Genomic DNA, 16,080 nt, shown 5'->3' on the forward strand with positions numbered 1-16,080 from the left:
ATTTCGGCCAGTCCGGCACCATCGACGACCTCTACCGGCATTTCGGCATCGATGCGAATTCGATCGCGGCAGCGGCGGAAAGCCTCACGAAGGGGCGCCAGATACGCTATCTGCGGGCGCTGGGGTAGGCGGGTCTAAGCTCCAGTCACGATCCCGCGGTCATGCAGCGCGCCGATCTCGCTGCCGCCATAGCCGATCTCCCCGAGGATCTCGTCCGTATGCTGGCCAAGCCTGGGCGCAGGCATCGCGGCGAGCCTCGGCACCGACGAAAATTCCAGCGGCGAGGCCGGCGTCATCAGCGTGCCGATGCCCGGATGGGAGATGCGCTGGAACATCGGATTGGCCGTGGAGGCGCGCCGATCCTCGTCAAGAAGTTGGCGGAAGCTCTGGTAGGGCCCCCATGAGACGCCTGCGTCGGCGAAGCGGCGTCTCACCTCGTCGAGGTCGCGGGCCGCAATCCATGGCGCAAGCGCCGTGGCGATGGCCTCGCGGGCAGCGAAGCGGCCGCTTTCGCTGTCGAGATCCGCGCCTGTCGCGTCCGAGATCGCCCGCGAGTCGATCCCCGTCGCCTTCTCCAGCGCGCGCCATTGGCGCTGCGTCAGCGCCACGACCATCACCCGGCGGCCGTCGGAGGTCGAAAAATCCTTGCCGAAAGCGCCATAGAGATAGTTGCCCTCCTTCTCCGCGATGCCGCCCAGCTCCGCCTGCGCCAGCCGGCCGAGATGCGCGACCGTGGCGAAGGCGACGTCGGAAAGCGCGAGCTTCACCAGCGAGCCCTTGCCGGTGCGGCTACGGTGCCGGTCAGCGGCAAGCAGGCCGATCGCCGCCATCTCGCCCATCGCGATGTCCCAGGCGGGCAGCACGCTGTTGACCGGATCGGGAGCGCCGCGCGGGCCGGTGATCTCGGGGAAGCCGGTGGCGACATTGACGGTGTAGTCGACCTCGCTGGTGCCGTCCGCGTTGCCGGTGAGCTGCACCATGACCAGGTCGGCGCGGCGGCTCTTCAGCGCTTCGTAGGTGAGGAGCCCGCGTTGCGGCAGGTTGGTGAGGAAGAAGCCGCGGTCGGCGCCCGGCCTGGTCACCAGCCTGGCGACGATTTCCTGCCCTTCGGGCGATTTCACATCGACCTGGATCGAGCGCTTGCCCTTGTTGAGTCCAGCCCAGAACAGGCTCCTGCCATCTTCCGTCAGCGGCCAGCGGTGGCGGTCGGCACCACCACCGATCGGATCGAAGCGGATGACGTCGGCGCCCAGTTGCGCCAGCGTCATGCCGCCGAGGGGCGCGGCCACGAAGGCCGACCCCTCGACGATGCTCATGCCGGAAAGGATGCCCTCCGCCATTATTGCCAGAAGGTGAATTTCCGGTCGTCGCCGGCCGAGCCGGCGCTGACATGCGACATGATCTCGCCGAGATCGGGATGCGGGGACGCCAGCACCTCCTGCGCCGCCTGCTCGACCGCGTCGCGCACCTCGGCCTTGAGAGGCTCGAGGCCATCGGCGGCGAGCAGGCGTTCTTCCACCAGCTTCCTTGCGAGGATGTCGATCGGATCGCGCTTGAGCCATTGGTCGAGCTCGCCCGGCCGGCGGTAGGTCGCCGGATCGGAGCGGGAATGGCCGGAATAGCGATAGGTCTTCATTTCGAGCAGCGACGGCCCTTCGCCGCGGCGGGCGCGGGCGACGGCGGTCTCCATGGCGGCCGCCACGGCGTCGACATCCTGGCCGTCGACGATCACGCCCGGCATGTTGTAGCTCGTGGCCCGCAGGGCGATGTCCTCGACCGCCGTCGTCAGGTCGATGCGGGAATATTCGCCGTAGAGATTGTTCTCACAGACGAACACCACCGGCAGCTTGAGGATGGCGGCGAAATTCAGCGCCTCATGGAAGGCGCCGATGTTGCTTGAACCGTCGCCGAAGATCGACACCGCGATGCGGTCCTTGCCGCGCGTGCGCGCGGCAAGGCCGGCGCCGCAGGCGATGGGCAGGCCGGCGCCGATGATGGCGGCGGTCGGCAGCAGGCCGATTTCGGGCTCGACCAGATGCATCGAGCCGCCGAGCCCGCCGGCGCAGCCCACGGTGCGGCCGCAGATTTCGCCCAGCACGCCGACGGTGGTGACGCCGAGCGCCAGCGCGTGACCGTGGCCGCGATAGGTGCAGGTGACGATGTCATCCGGATCGATCGAACGGGCGATGCCGACCGACACCGCCTCCTGGCCGTTGGCCAGATGCGTCGAGCCGCGGATGTGGCCTTCCCCGAACAGTTTCTGGATGCGCTCCTCGACCGAGCGGATCTCGATCATGCGGGTGAGCTGCTCGAGCCGGCTCGCCAGCGCCTCGCGACGGGCGAGTGGCGAGTTGGAATTGGAAAGGCTGGTCATGCTGCGTTCCTCCACCAGGGCAGGGGCGGTTGGTTGGTCGAGACGAGCGCGTCGACCTGTTCGGCGATGTAGGTCGCGCTCGGCAGGTAACGGGTTTCGAGCACGCCGCTGTAAGGCACCGGCGCGTCCGGCAGGGTGATGCGGTGCGGCGCCGCTTTCAGCTTGCCGAAATGCTCGGCCGCGATCGTCGAGACGATGTCGGCCCCCCAGCCCGCCGCGGCGGTCGATTCCTCCACCGTCACCAGCCGGCCGGTGCGGGCGACGGATTCTGCGACCGTCTTTCTGTCCCATGGCCACAGCGTCAGCAGATCGATGACTTCGATATTGGCGCGGCTGTTGGCGGCCGCTTCCAGCGCGGTGCGGACCAGCGCGCCGCACGTCACCACGGTGACGTCCGTGCCTGGCCTGACGATCTCCGCCTGGCCGAGCGGGATGCGATAGGCCGGATCGTGCTCGAACTCCTCGCGCTCGGAATAGAGGATGCGTGGTTCGAGCACCACGACGGGGTCCGGGTCGTCGATCGCCGAGCGGAGCAGCCCATAGGTGGTGCGGGCGTTGCTGGTGACGCAGACCTTCAGGCCCGGCGTGCCGCGGAACCAGTGATCCAGCATCTGCGAGTGCTGGCAGCCGAAGCCCTGGCCGGCTCCGGCGGAAGCACGCACGACAAGCGGTGTCGTCAGCCGTCCGCGCGACAGATAGCGCATGGTGGCGGCCTGGGTGGACAGCTGATCGAGCGCCACGCCGATGAATTCGATGAACATGATCTCGACGACCGGCTTCAGCCCGCAGACGGCTGCGCCGACCGCGGCGCCAAGAAAGCCCATTTCCGAAATCGGCGTGTCGATGACGCGGCCGGGACCGTGTTCGGCGAGAAGGCCTTCGGTGACCTTGAACGGGCCGCCGGCGGCGGCGACGTCCTCACCCATCACGATGACGCCCGGGTCCTCCTTCATCGCGTCGTCCAGTGCTCGCAGCACCGCCTGCCTTACCCAGATCTTGGCCATGTCTCCTCCTTATTCGTAAAAGTCCGGCCGCCATGGAAGGCGGCGCTGTGATCACACTTCGAGCACGATGGTCGGCGCGCCGGTCTTCACGTCGTCGCCGGCCGCGATCAGGATCTCGGCCACGGTTCCGGCGAAGGGCGCGGGGACTTCCACCGTGGTCTTGTCCGTCTCGACGACAAACAGTGTCTGGCCCTCGGAAACCGCGGCGCCCTTCTGCACCTGGATCTCGCTGATCACGACCTCGTCGACCGCGTCGCCGACCTTCGGCATCTTGAGTGTCGAACGCATTGTTCTCTCCTTACGGCATCGTTTGCAAAGCTCGGACCGTGCCCGTCAGTTTTCGCCTGAGCAGCTTGCCGTTGGCGCTGCGCGGCAGGGTCGGCACGAAGAAAATCACTCGAGGGCGCTTGTAGGCGGCGAGCCGCTGCTCGGCAAAGGTGGCAATATCTTCGGCGCGCAACGAGGCATCCTCGCTTGTCACCACGAAGGCGGCAATGACGCTGACGCCTGCGCGCACTTCGTGCTCGGCCACCGCAAGCTCGGCAATGCCGGGGCAGGGAGCCAATGCCGCCTCGACCTCGAGCGGGGAAACGCGGAAGCCGCCGGCATTCATGATGTCGTCCGCGCGTCCGTGATGCCAGAGATAGCCGTCCGCATCGAACGAGGCGAGGTCGCCGCCGGCGAACCAGTCGCCGTGGAAGACCCGCTCTTCCTCTTCCGGCCGCCGCCAGTAGCCGAGCATCAGGCCGGGATCGCTGCGATGGACGGCAAGCAGCCCGACCTCGCCGGCCCGCGCGGGCCGGCCATCGGCGGCGAGAATCGCAACGGGTCGTCCGGTCTGCGGTTTTCCGGGACTGCCGGCCCTGACCTGCATGCCGTCGCGATTGGAAACGAAGGTGGAAATCTCGCTCATGCCGAAGGCTTCCAGCAGCGGCTTGCCGGTCAGGGCCTGCCATTCGGAGAGGGTCGCCGGGTTCAACGCCTCGCCTGCGGCAAGCGCGTGCCGCAGCGTCGGCAGGCTTTCGCGCGTCAGCCGGCAGTATTTGAGGATCTGCCGGTAAAGCGAAGGCACGGCCGCGAACAGGGTGGCCCCGAAGACATCGATCAGCTTCGGCCAGACCTCGACATCCTTGGGACCGCTGTAGAGCACCGCGGTGGCGCCCACGGCCCAGGGATCGAGCAGGCCCACGCCCAGCGTGTAGCTCCAGTTGAACGCGCCGGCATGCAGCATGGTGTCGGCCGCCGTCAGCCCCATCCAGTCCGCATACATCGGCACGCGGCCGAGCGCGACGCGATGGGCATGGACCACGCCCTTCGGCCTGCTGGCGGTGCCGGAGGTATAGATCATGTAGGCCGGCGCATCCGCGCTAGTGCGCGCATACGCCTCGAGCGGCACGGCCGCCTTGAGTCTGTCGACGGCAGCTCTGTCGAGCGCCTTGCAGCCGGCCGGCGCGTGCAGGGCGGGTACACCATCCTGCACGATCGCGGCAGCTTCGGAATCCTCGAGCAGGAATGTCGTCTCGTCTTCGGTCAGCATGGCCGAGACCGGAATAGGCACCATGCCGGCGGCGATGGAGCCGTAGAACATCAACGCATAGTCGCTGCTGTTGGGCAGCCGCAGCATGATCCGGTCGCCGGGGCTCAATCCATTCGCCAGCAAGCCGGCCGCGACGCCGCGCACCGCCCGGTCGAGGGCGGCATAGGTCCAGCGCTCCGCGGTTTGCGGCCGGTCGACATCGCCGACCACGATCAGCGCCGTCTTGTCGGGTGTCGAGGCGGCTGCACGGGCGATGCAATGCTGCGCCAGATTGAAGACGTCGCGGCTCATGAAGCGTGAAGCCAGTCGGCGACGTGCACCATGCCTTGAACCGTCCAGCCTCCGTCGACGACCAGTGTCTGTCCGGTGATGTAGCTCGCCCTGTCGCTTGCCAGGTAGACGACCGGGTCGGCGATCTCCCGCGGTTCGGCGAGCCGTCCCATGGGAATGCGTTCGATCTGCCATTCGCCGCGGATCGAACCGTCCTTCAGCCCCTGCTCGATCAGCTTGGTGCGGGTCGAGCCGGGGGCGACGGCGTTGACGCGGATGTTGGCGGCGGCCGTTTCGGTGGCATACACCCTGGTAAGGCTCTCGATGCCGGCCTTGGCCGCGCTGTAAGGGCCGCGCCCGGGAATGCCGACGATGCCAGCCGCCGAGGCGATGCTGACGATGGCCCCGCCCTTGCCGCGCTCCCGCATGCGGCGGATGGCCTGCGCGCAGCAAAGATGCATGCCGGTGAGATGGGTGTTCAAGACAAGATGCCAGTCCGCCGGCGACATCTTCTCGGCAAGCGCGACCCGCTGCACGCCGGCATTGTTGACGAGCACGTCGATCTGGCCGGCGTCACGGTCGATGTGAGCGAATGCTTCCGCGACGCTCTCTGGATCCGCCACGTCGGCTTTGAGGTAGGTCACGCCTTGGCGCGGCTCGTCCGGCTCGCCCAGATCGAAGGAGAACACCCTGGCTCCTTCTTCCAGGAAACGCGCGGCGATCGCATCGCCGATGCCGCGTGCCGCGCCGGTGATTACAGCAACCTTGCCGGAGAAACATTTCGTCATGTGTCTCCTCCTCCTCAGTACATCAGCCAGCCGCCGCTGACATTGATCGTGGCGCCGGTGACATAGCTCGCATGGTCGGAAGCCAGGAACAGCACGGAGCCGGCAAGCTCCGAGGGCGCGGCCATGTAGCCTAACGGAATCTGCGCCACCGTGGCCGCAAGCGCGTCGTCGTCCATGCCGCTGCGCATCATCGCCGTGTCGGCGGCGCCCGGCGAGACGGCGTTGACGGTGATTCTGTCCTTGGCGAGCGAGCGGGCGAGCCCGCGCGTCATCGACACGATGCCGCCCTTGGTCGCCGCATAGGCGACCGAGCCGCCGAAACCGCCGCTCATCCAGCCTTGCGACGTGAAGTTGATGATCCGACCGCCCTGGCCCTGGTCGCGCATGATCTTGGCCACCGCCTGCGCCAGGAAGAAGGAGGCCTTGAGGTTGACGTCGTGCTGGAAATCCCAGTCGGCCTCCGTCACATCGAAGACACTGTGGCGGCGGACGAGCACCGCGGCCGTCTGCACCAGCACGTCGATCCGGCCGAAGGCGGCGAGGATCCTGTCGATCGCCACACGCTGCTTGCCGACCGGGCGCAGGTCATGGCCGACGGCGATATGCGGCCCACCTTCCAGCTCGGCGGCGACGGCATCGGCGCGCGCCTGATCGAGGTCGACCACGGCGACCTGCGATCCGGCAGCGGCAAATCCCAGGCACACCTCGCGCCCGATCCCGCCCGTGCCGCCGGTGACGACGACCTTTTTGCCTTCCAGCCCGGAGCCGAGATTGAATGCCATGGTTCTCCTCCTCAACGTCCATCCGGCGGCGCAACCGCGGTATGCTCGGTAACGAAACAGGATTGCGCTTCGCCCATGAACTTCTTGCGATCCTCGACAAGCTGGCTGGCATAGGGCTCGGTGGCGAAGGCCGCTGCCGCAGCCTCCATACTGTCGAACCAGACTTCGCCGACCCCGTCCCAGGCCGCCTCTTCCGGGTTCCAGCTCTGCACCTTGCCGAACCGCAGGCCCCGCACACCCGGCATCTGCCGGACAATGGCGGCATGCGGGCCGGTCCAGTGGGCAAAGAAGTCTTCGCGGCTCATGCCGGCCTTGCGGCGGATGAGGCTCACGCGCTTGATCATGGATCGCTCCTTCGCGGCTGGAACAGCTCCAGCGTGATGCCGTCATGGATGCGAAGATAGGCGACCTTCGCGCCGATGTTCGGCCCGCCGTCTATGTCGACCGGCCCGTCCGGCACGATCGGCCTGGCGCCGCAGGACACGGCATGTTGCCAGGCCGTGTCGGCGTCTGCGACCTCCAGGCACAGATGCACGTTGCCCGGATTGGCGGTGGCGTCCGGCAGCGTCTGCTTGCCGGTCCGGTAGTCGAGCAACTCCAGCGTGCCGCCGCCGGGCAGATCGATGAAGGCTGCCTTGATGCGGATGCCGGGATAGCCGACATGCCTGCCGAGATAAGGCCGGTCGAGCACGGTTCGCCAGCGGGCCGGCACGCCGAGGAATGCCTCCCAGAAGGCGAGCGCTTCGTCGATAGCGGCCACGCTCATGCCCACATGGTGGACAGCCGTGGCGGTGGCGCCGGCGCCGGCAATGTTTGCGTTCTCGCCCATCGCTCAGATCCTGAAGAGCTTTTCGGCGTTGCCCGAGAACATCGCCACCTGCTCGTGGCGCGGGAAGCCGGAAATGATCTCGGCATAGGCGTCGATGACGTCTGGATAGGAACTGAACATGCGATCGACCGGCCAGTTGGTCCCGAAGACGACACGGCCCGGTCCGAACGCCTCGATGCTGCCGAGAACGTAGGGGCGGATCGAACTCACCGTCCAGAGCGGATCGCACATGCCCAGCCCCGAGATCTTCATCCAGACATTCGGCGCCTTGGCCATGACGTTGATCGCCGCGCGCCAGCGGCGGAAGCTTTCCGGATCGCGGCGCATCGGAATCGCGCAATGGTCGATGCAGATCCGGGTTTCCGGAAAGGTGCTGGCGAGGTCCAGAACATCGTCGGCGAGTTCGATGCGCGTATCGATGCAGGACACGAGGTTGCGCGGCGCGAGTTCCGCGAAGCCGCGCCGCCATGCGTCGTCGACCAGATAGCGGCCCTCGCCGAAATTGCGGATGCCGCGCACGTTCGGAAATTTCAGATGCCGGTCGAGCACGTCTGCGGCATCGGGACGGGCGAGATGGCATTCGGCGACGATGCCCTGCGGGTAGCCGGTCCGGTCGGCGAATGCCTGCAACCATTCGGTCTCGTCGACCGGGTCGGGCGTGTTGACCGCCGCCTGGACATGCACGGCTTTCGGCACGTTGGCGAAGCGGATTTCGGCGATGTAGTCCTTGATGAAATAATGCTGCGACTTCAACGGATCGGTGTCCGGGAGGAAGCCATGCACGGCATCCGGCTCCAGCCAGCCGTAGCGCAGCTTCGGATGCTTCATATCGTGCAGATGGAAATGGGTGTCGACGAAGGCCAGTTCAGCCATGGCGGCGGGCCTCCAGCGGGTGAACGGAAAGGGCGTCGACGATCGCCTGGCCCAAGGCCTCCGTCGAGGCCGTGCCGCCCATGTCGCGCGTCAGGTTCTCGCCCGAGGCGAGCACGCGGGCGATGGCGTCGACGATGGCATCGCCCGCCTCGGGGGCGCCCAGATGCTCCAGCATCATCGCTCCGGACCATATCTGGCCTATCGGATTGGCGATGTTCTGGCCGGCGATATCCGGTGCCGAGCCGTGCACCGGCTCGAACATCGATGGGAAGCGGCGCTCGGGATTGAGGTTGCCGGACGGTGCGATGCCGATCGTGCCGGTGACGGCCGGGCCGAGGTCGGAGAGGATGTCGCCGAACAGGTTCCCCGCGACGACGACATCGAAACTGGCCGGGCGGCGGACAAAGTGCGCGGTCAGGATGTCGATATGGTATTGCTCCGTCGCGACGTCCGGAAACTCCCCGGCGATGGCCCGGAAGCGCTCGTCCCAGAAGGGCATGGTGTGGATGATGCCGTTGGACTTGGTCGCCGAGGTCAGCTTCTTCTTGCGCTTGCGGGCGAGATCGAAGGCGAACCGCATCACCCGGTCGCAGCCGAAGCGCGTCATGATCGTTTCCTGGCTGACCATTTCCTGGTCCATGCCCGGGAACATGCGGCCGCCGATCTCTGAATATTCGCCCTCGTTGTTTTCTCGCACGATGCAGAAATCGATCTTGCCGGGGTCGACGAGTGGGGAGGACACGCCGTCGAAGAGGCGAACCGGGCGCAAATTTACATATTGCTGGAAATTGCGCCGGATCGGCATCAGCAATGTCCATAGCGATTCCACGTCCGATACGGTCGGCCAGCCGACGGCGCCGAGGAAGATCGCGTCATGGCCGGCGATTTGCGCCAGTCCGTTCTCCGGCATCATTCGGCCGGTGCGGGCATGGTGATCGCAGCCCCAATCGAAGTCCTCCCAACGAATGTCGAGGCCGAAAAGGCGTGCGGCTTCGTCGACCACCTTGATGCCTTGCGGCACGACCTCCTTGCCGATCCCGTCTCCGCGGATCACCGCGATCTTCGTTGAAGGCATGGTTTTCGAACTCCAGGCAGATGGGCGGGAGTGAAGATAATATCGTTTCAATTATATCGGCGACCTGAGTCATTGCAAGACCGTCTGGCAACAAGTTTCAAAATGCTGGAACGGTCGCGCCGGAATCAGGTCGACCATTGCCGTCAACTGCGGACGGCGGTCGCTGAAGCAGGTTGAAATGGTTGTATATTAAGGCGTTGCGCGGATTTTCGCGGCCGTTCTCCGGCCTTCGGCGAGGCGACGCAAACCGGGGGCATGAAAGTTCGAAAAAACGCTTGCATTATTCTGATAACGTTTCAATATAGCGTCGACGCCAAGGATCGAAATCCCTCGGGACGCTCGCGTTTGCGCGGATGCCGCCGCAAGCAGGGTTGGAATTCGTGGCGTGATTGCCTGGGGAGGCTTGAAGCGGATGAGTTCGGCAGCGCGCGCACGTCGCGCCATCGTGACCGGAGCAGGCAGCGGCATTGGCCGTGCTGTCGTCGGCCGGCTCCTTGGCGAGCGCGTCCATGTGCTGGCGGTCGACATCGATGAGGCGAAACTTACAGAGGTCGCCGGCGAAGGTTGTGACCTGCTTGTCGCCGATCTTGCCGATCCGGCCGGGCGCGCGAAGCTGGCGGAGGCGGCGGACGGCGCCGACTATCTTGTCAATTCGCACGGCATGCTGGTGGTCAAGTCGATCTTCGACATTACGCCCGACGACTGGCGGCGCATCCATGCGGTCAATGCCGAATCCATCTTCTTTCTCTGCCAGCAGATCGGACCGCGGCTGAAACCGGGCGGAGCGATCGTCAACCTGTCGTCCAGCTCGGCCAAGCTTGCCGCGACCACCGAGGTGGCCGCTTATGCCGCTTCGAAGACGACGATTCTTTCCATCACCCGCTCCTTTGCCTACGCGCTCGCCTCGCGGCCGGTGCGTGTCAACGCCATCTGCCCCGGCATCGTCGACACGCCGATGCAGGACACGGTGCTGGCCGGCATGGCCAGACTGCGCGGCACGGACATCGCGGAGATGAACGAGGCCCGCAACAGGACCGTGCCGCTCGGCCGGCCGGCGCGGCCGGAGGAGTGCGCGGGCGCCATCTGGTTCCTGCTGTCGGACGAGGCGGGCTACATGACCGGTCAGGCGGTGAACTTCACCGGCGGGCTCGTCACCTGGTAGCCGGCAAAGGGAGGAGAGCGATGAAAAGACCGCAAGTGATACGCGCCACCGGCCTTGGCCACCCCGAAGGGCCCTATGAACTCGATGACGGCCGTGTGATTTTCGCCAACACCTATGCAAGCGAGATCGGTTACTGGGACCCGAGAACCGGCAAGCAGGGGCAATATGCCTATGTCGGCGGCGGCCCGAACGCCTGCATGCTGGGCAGCGACGGCGCCGTCTATTCGACGCAGACCCCGAACGTCGGTCAGTGGGTCGCTCCCGAGCACCGGCCGCCGTCGATCCAGAAGACCTCGGCCGGCGGCAAGGTCGAGATCCTCGTCACCGAGGCGGACGGCGTCAAGTTCGATGGTCCCAACGACCTGACCTTCGGGCCGGACGGCCGGCTCTATTTCACCGACTCCGGTGACTGGAACATAACTGACAAACCGCATCCCGGCCGAATCTGCGTGATCGAGAAGAATGGCGTCGCGCACATCCTCGAGGAACTCGATTACGTGTACCCCAACGGCATCGTGGCCGAGCCGGACGGTTCGCTGGTCTGGGTTGAGTCCTATACGCTCAACGTCGTTCGCCGGAAGCCGAACGGCAGCAAGTCGGTGCTCTGCAGGATGCCGGAAGGCCATATCCCGGACGGGCTCAAGATCGACGTGAACGGCGATTTCTGGATCACGGCGGTGGCGGCGGGCGGCGTCGACCATTTCACCAGGGATGGCAAGCGCGTCGGGTTCCTCGAGACCGGCGGCACCATACTCAATTGCGTGTTCGGCAAGAACGGCAAGCTGTTCTGCTGCGACATGGGACCGTTCGACACCACGGGAGCGGCGATGACCGGCTACCTGATCGAGGTCGATCTGGGTGTCGAAGGCATGCCGCTCTACCGCGGCGCGATCGGATGAGGAAGGCCGCAGCATGAAAATCGCCAAAGTCGAGGCCATCCCGGTCAGCTATCCCGAGCCGAACGATTTCAACGCGCTCCGGCATCTGTGCCTGGCCAAGATCACGGCCGACGACGGTCAGGTCGGCTGGGGAGAATCGATCACCCAGTTCCCCGAGGCCAACTTCGCCGCCAAGGCGATCATCGAGGGCATGGCGCCGAACCTGATCGGCAAGGATCCGGTGCAGACGGAGGCGTTGTGGCGGCAGAACAAGCAGCAGGCCTGGTGGTACGGCTACCATGGCGGCATCGCTTCCTACGCGACCGCCGCCATCGACATCGCGCTCTGGGATCTGAAGGGCAAGGCGCTCGGCAGGAGCGTGCTCGATCTGCTGGGCGGGCCGGTGCACGAGCGCTTGCCGGCGATAGCCTCCTGCCACGCGCATTACGAAGACATCGCCGAAATGGCCGAGGAGACGCGCGAATGGGTCTCGACCGGCCTGCAGGGGCTCAAGACCGGCTTCGGCAAACGCGGCAATGCCCGTCTCGGCTACGATCACGATCGCGACGTCGGATATGTGAAGGCGATGCGGGAGGTGCTTGGCGACAAGATGCTGATGATCGACAACGGCATCGCCATCAAATGGGACGTCACCGACGCCGTGCGCCGCGCCAGGGCTATGGAGGAATATGATCTCGCCTGGATCGAGGAGCCGCTGGGCGCCTGGGACCCGGAAGGCTATGCCAATCTGCGCGCCAAGACCACGACCCGCATCGCCTATGGCGAGCGCGAATGGACGCTCGAACAGTTCGAGCGGGTGCTGGCGACCGGCACGGTCGATGTCATCGGCGTCGATCCGGGCCGGGCGGAAGGCATCACCGGCTTCAAGAAGGTTACGGAGCGCTGCGAGTTCTACCGGCGGCAGGCCAATGCGCATGCCTGGTCGTCGGCGATCGTGACCGCCGCCAGCCTTGCGATCTCCTTCAACTCGCCGGCCTGCAAGCTTTTCGAGCTGAAGCCGCTGCGCAATCCGATGCAGCACGATCTCGTCACCAGGCCCTTCGAGCACAAGGACGGTTGGATGTATCCGCCGACCGGTCCCGGTCTGGGGATCGAGGTGAACGAGGAGGTCGTCGACGGCTATCGCAGCGAAAAGGTGCTGGGATTGGCCTGACGGAATGGAGAATGCCGCCACGCAGAAGGCGGTCGAGTTAACGCACTATGGGAGGAAAAATATATGCATAGAACATATCGTCGCGCGGTGCTGGCGGCCACGGGCTGCGCTGCGCTGCTGGCCGCGGAAGCGGCGCTGGCTCAGGATTTCAAGGACACCCAGATCCCGACCACGGGCGAAAAGGTCGAGGGAGCGCCCTTCGAGGTCAAACGCGACTGGGGCACGTTCAAGCTCGCCGACCGGATCGCCGAGAAGGTCAAGAAGGGCGAGAAGATCAAGTACGTCTTCTCCTACCAGGCCTCGGGCATTCCGCTGTTCTCGCCGCAGTTCAAGGCCGGCTTCGAGATGGGCTGCAAGATGGGCAATGCCATCTATCCGATGGATTGCGCTTCGATCGCGCCGGTGCAGAACGATCCCAACCAGCAGGTCAGCCAGATCGAGGCCAAGCTTGCGGCAGGCGAAATCGACTGCATCGGCATCGAGCCGGTCAGCTCGGACGCGATGACGGCGATCACCAACAAGCTGATGGACCAGGGTATTCCGGTCTTTACCTCCGGTGTGCCGTCGCGCGGCCATGAGTTCACCAACTTCACGCAGATTCCGGACAAGGAAGGCAAATATGCCGCCGAAACCGTGCTGAAGTGGCTCAAGGAGAACAACAAGACCGATATCAAGGTCTTCGCCGTCTCCGGCGGCGATCCGACCCAGTTCTGGGCAAGCCATCGCATGAAGGGTTTCCAGGAAACGATCATGGCGGCCATTCCGGACGCGACCTTCGTGACCACCTGGCAGAACGGCCTGAACACCAGCTATGAACCGGGCAAGGCATTCGACGTCTATCGCTCGTTCCTGACGGCCAACCCGAACGTCCAGTTCATCGAGAATGTCGATATCGGTGCCGAGCATGCCGATCGCGCCATCGAAAGCCTTGGCCTTGCCGGCAAGGTCTTCACCGTGGGTTGGAACTCTTCCAAGGGCCAGCTCGACGCGATCGAAAAAGGCATCCAGGTGGCGCAGTTCGACCAGCGCTGGCCCGACCAGGCCGCCTTTGGCGGGCCGGCCTGCGCGCAATTCCTCAAGAACGGCGTGATCCTTCCGAACACCCAGACTCTGAAGGCCGTGCTGAAGGACGATGTCAAACAGGCCCGCGAGGAACTCGACCGCACCATGGCGCAGAAGTGACGTTCCGCCAAAGCAGATCGAGCCGCGCCATGCGGCTCGATCTTTTCCCGGCCCCGGGAGGAAAGGGGGCCTCAGACATGGAGTTGAGATGAGCATGAGTTCCGGCGAAGTCGGCCATCAGGTCGAGGCGAAGCGGGTATCCTCGGCGGCCAAGGCTACGGTCGATGCGGCGCTGCGCGTCGGCGGCCTGTTCCTCGCGGTCATCGCGGTGGCGCTGGTGTTCGTGATCATCAATCCCAATTTCGCAAATCCGAATCTCGCCGTCTCCGTTCTCAGGGCGATGAGCTCGGTGGCGATCATGGCCATGGGCCTGACGCTGGTGATCGTCGTGGGCGAGATCGACCTTTCGTTCGGCGCGATGTACGGCCTTGCGGCCAATACGCTGGCGGTGGTCTGGATCATGATGGGCGTATCGGTCTATGCGGCGATCCCGATCGCGATCCTTGTCGCCGTTTGCGTTGGCCTGTTCAACGGCCTGCTGGTGACAAGCATGAAGATCCCGTCCTTCATCGTCACGCTCGGCAGCTACAATCTGCTCTACGGCCTGTCGCTGTGGGTCTCCAACACCAGCACCTTCAACCCGAACTACCCGCCACCCGACGGCAATGTCGATCCCGGCGAACTGAACTTCTTCATCGGGCTCACGCAGAACATCGGCAAATACAGCCTTTCCGCCGAGATCTTCTGGATGCTCGGCATCGCCGTGGTCATCGGCTTCCTGCTGCATCGCTCGCTGTTCGGTTTCCGGCTGATGGCGATCGGCGGAAACCCGGAGGCGGGACGGCTGGCGCGGTTGCCGGTGCGGAAATACAAGATCTTCGCCTTCATCCTCTGCTCGGTGCTGGCCGCGATCGCCGGCATCCTCGATTTCTCCTTCATCCAGACCAGCCAGCCGGATATCGGCCTGTCGCAGACCTTTCCGGTCTTCGCGGCCGTGATCATCGGCGGCGCCAGCCTTTCGGGCGGCAAAGGGACGATCGTCGGCACGCTGGGCGGCGCGCTTCTGCTCGCCGAGCTTCAGATCGGACTGGCGCTGCTGTCGCCCGGACCGCATGTGCAGCAGATTTTCCTCGGCGCGGTGACCATCGGTGCGGTGGCGCTCGACCTGTTCCTCACCAAGCTGCGCAAGAGCAGGGCCTCATGAGCAGGCTTGATGGAGATGGCAGGCAAGGCATCGGCATCCGCGGCCTCACCAAGCGCTACGGCAGCACGATTGCGCTCAACGGCGTCGACCTCGACCTGCGTCCGGGCGAAGTGCTCGGCATCGCCGGTCCGAACGGAGCCGGAAAGAGCACGCTGATCCGCATCATCGCCGGAGAAGAAAGGCCCGATGGCGGCGAATTGACGTTCGACGGTCTGCCGTGGTCGCCCTTCGTCGACTGGCAGTCGGTGGCGGTGGTGCATCAGGAGCCGCAGCTTTTCCCCAATCTGACGGTGGCGGAAAACATGATGGTCGGCCGCGAAGGCGCCGGCCGATCCCGCCCGAAGCTCGGCGATGCCGACGCCAAGGTCATGGCGGCGCTGGGGATCGGCCATGTCGGGAACACGCTGCTCTCGGATTGCTCGCTGGCTACCCAGCAACGCACCGAGATCGCCCGCGCCGTGGCGCGCTCGTCGCGCGTCTTCCTGTTCGACGAGCCGAATTCGGCCCTGACCGCCGACGAATCAAACGAGCTGTTCCGCGAGATGCACAAGATCGCCGCGGAGGGCCGCATCGTGCTGCTCGTCACGCACCGTCTCCAGGACCTTGTGGCCCATTGCAGGCGCGTCGCGATCGTCCGCGACGGCTGCGTGCGTGCCGTGCTGGAAGGCGAAGCGCTGACCGAGGAGGGCATAGCCCGGCAGATGGTCGTTGACAGCGGAGCCGTGCACGGGCAGGCGGCCGGCAGGTCGGCCGCGCAGGCCGGAAGCGAGCCGATCTTCTCGGTCCGGAATTGGACGCATGGCAAGGCATTCCGCAACATCTCGCTCGACGGAAGCCCGCAAGAGATCATCGCCCTTGTCGGTGTCGAGGGCTCAGGCTCACGCGAACTGATCCGCTCCTTCGCCGGCCTGGAGCGCTGCACGGGCACGATCACCATTGCCAACGAAAGCGGCGAGCACGCGATCGGCGCAATGTCTGCCTATGTCCCCGCGACCCGGCAGCTCAGCC

The 16,080-nt window shown here is 65.4% G+C and carries 17 protein-coding genes; 6 read left to right on the forward strand and 11 right to left on the reverse strand.

All coding sequences use genetic code 11. The features are described from left to right. Positions 1 to 134 precede the first annotated feature (134 nt). From EOD07_RS03605 to EOD07_RS03655, 11 genes are read right to left on the reverse strand one after another with little or no spacing between them, the layout of a single operon-like run. Positions 135 to 1,340 (reverse strand): CoA transferase, encoded by a 1,206-nt coding sequence (locus tag EOD07_RS03605; protein ID WP_127233993.1) that lies wholly within the window; start codon positions 1,338 to 1,340, stop codon positions 135 to 137. Continuing rightward, entirely contained in the window at positions 1,340 to 2,374 is a 1,035-nt protein-coding gene (locus EOD07_RS03610) for a thiamine pyrophosphate-dependent dehydrogenase E1 component subunit alpha (RefSeq protein ID WP_127233994.1), read from the reverse strand. The genes EOD07_RS03605 and EOD07_RS03610 overlap by 1 nt, the downstream gene beginning before the upstream one ends. After that, positions 2,371 to 3,378 carry a transketolase C-terminal domain-containing protein gene (locus EOD07_RS03615; RefSeq protein ID WP_127233995.1) on the reverse strand — a complete coding sequence of 336 codons (1,008 nt, stop codon included), beginning with the start codon at positions 3,376 to 3,378 and terminating at the stop codon, positions 2,371 to 2,373. The genes EOD07_RS03610 and EOD07_RS03615 overlap by 4 nt, the downstream gene beginning before the upstream one ends. A 51-nt stretch (positions 3,379 to 3,429) precedes the next feature. Further along, positions 3,430 to 3,666: a biotin/lipoyl-containing protein gene (locus EOD07_RS03620; RefSeq protein WP_073988804.1), complete on the reverse strand. Its 237-nt coding sequence runs from the start codon at positions 3,664 to 3,666 to the stop codon at positions 3,430 to 3,432. 10 nt (positions 3,667 to 3,676) lie between these two features. Then, a complete protein-coding gene (locus EOD07_RS03625; RefSeq protein ID WP_127233996.1) occupies positions 3,677 to 5,206 on the reverse strand; it encodes an acyl-CoA synthetase in 1,530 nt (509 codons plus the stop codon). Further along, positions 5,203 to 5,973, reverse strand: a complete 771-nt coding sequence (locus tag EOD07_RS03630) for an SDR family NAD(P)-dependent oxidoreductase (protein WP_127233997.1) — start codon at positions 5,971 to 5,973, stop codon at positions 5,203 to 5,205. Before EOD07_RS03630 ends, EOD07_RS03625 begins: the two co-directional genes overlap by 4 nt. 14 nt (positions 5,974 to 5,987) lie before the next feature. Beyond that, on the reverse strand, positions 5,988 to 6,755 hold the full coding sequence (locus EOD07_RS03635) for an SDR family NAD(P)-dependent oxidoreductase (RefSeq protein WP_127233998.1): 768 nt from the start codon (positions 6,753 to 6,755) through the stop codon (positions 5,988 to 5,990). An 11-nt stretch (positions 6,756 to 6,766) separates the two neighbouring features. Next, the gene (locus EOD07_RS03640; protein WP_127233999.1) at positions 6,767 to 7,099 is read right to left on the reverse strand and encodes an EthD domain-containing protein; all 333 of its coding nucleotides are present in this window, start codon (positions 7,097 to 7,099) and stop codon (positions 6,767 to 6,769) included. Next, positions 7,096 to 7,584 carry a VOC family protein gene (locus tag EOD07_RS03645; protein ID WP_127234000.1) on the reverse strand — a complete coding sequence of 163 codons (489 nt, stop codon included), beginning with the start codon at positions 7,582 to 7,584 and terminating at the stop codon, positions 7,096 to 7,098. The genes EOD07_RS03640 and EOD07_RS03645 overlap by 4 nt, the downstream gene beginning before the upstream one ends. A 3-nt stretch (positions 7,585 to 7,587) precedes the next feature. Continuing rightward, positions 7,588 to 8,457: an amidohydrolase family protein gene (locus EOD07_RS03650; RefSeq protein ID WP_127234001.1), complete on the reverse strand. Its 870-nt coding sequence runs from the start codon at positions 8,455 to 8,457 to the stop codon at positions 7,588 to 7,590. Further along, the gene (locus EOD07_RS03655; RefSeq protein ID WP_127234002.1) at positions 8,450 to 9,532 is read right to left on the reverse strand and encodes a tartrate dehydrogenase; all 1,083 of its coding nucleotides are present in this window, start codon (positions 9,530 to 9,532) and stop codon (positions 8,450 to 8,452) included. Before EOD07_RS03655 ends, EOD07_RS03650 begins: the two co-directional genes overlap by 8 nt. 412 nt (positions 9,533 to 9,944) lie before the next feature. Here EOD07_RS03655 and EOD07_RS03660 point away from each other — a divergent pair, with 412 nt between their 5' ends. The 6 genes from EOD07_RS03660 to EOD07_RS03685 form a co-directional block, all read left to right on the forward strand. After that, positions 9,945 to 10,694, forward strand: coding sequence for an SDR family oxidoreductase (locus EOD07_RS03660; RefSeq protein ID WP_127234003.1), 750 nt, complete (start codon positions 9,945 to 9,947; stop codon positions 10,692 to 10,694). A gap of 20 nt (positions 10,695 to 10,714) precedes the next feature. Further along, positions 10,715 to 11,593: an SMP-30/gluconolactonase/LRE family protein gene (locus EOD07_RS03665; RefSeq protein ID WP_127234004.1), complete on the forward strand. Its 879-nt coding sequence runs from the start codon at positions 10,715 to 10,717 to the stop codon at positions 11,591 to 11,593. Between the two features lie 13 nt (positions 11,594 to 11,606). Continuing rightward, positions 11,607 to 12,746, forward strand: a complete 1,140-nt coding sequence (locus EOD07_RS03670) for a mandelate racemase/muconate lactonizing enzyme family protein (RefSeq protein ID WP_127234005.1) — start codon at positions 11,607 to 11,609, stop codon at positions 12,744 to 12,746. 63 nt (positions 12,747 to 12,809) lie between these two features. Next, a complete protein-coding gene (locus tag EOD07_RS03675) occupies positions 12,810 to 13,928 on the forward strand; it encodes a sugar ABC transporter substrate-binding protein (RefSeq protein WP_127234006.1) in 1,119 nt (372 codons plus the stop codon). An 88-nt stretch (positions 13,929 to 14,016) separates the two neighbouring features. Next, positions 14,017 to 15,072, forward strand: coding sequence for an ABC transporter permease (locus tag EOD07_RS03680; protein WP_164772054.1), 1,056 nt, complete (start codon positions 14,017 to 14,019; stop codon positions 15,070 to 15,072). Continuing rightward, positions 15,069 to 16,080: ATP-binding cassette domain-containing protein (locus EOD07_RS03685; RefSeq protein ID WP_164772055.1), on the forward strand; the 1,012-nt coding region annotated here is incomplete at its 3' end. The genes EOD07_RS03680 and EOD07_RS03685, both read left to right, overlap by 4 nt.

The sequence above is a fragment of the Mesorhizobium sp. M2C.T.Ca.TU.002.02.1.1 genome, from assembly GCF_003997225.1.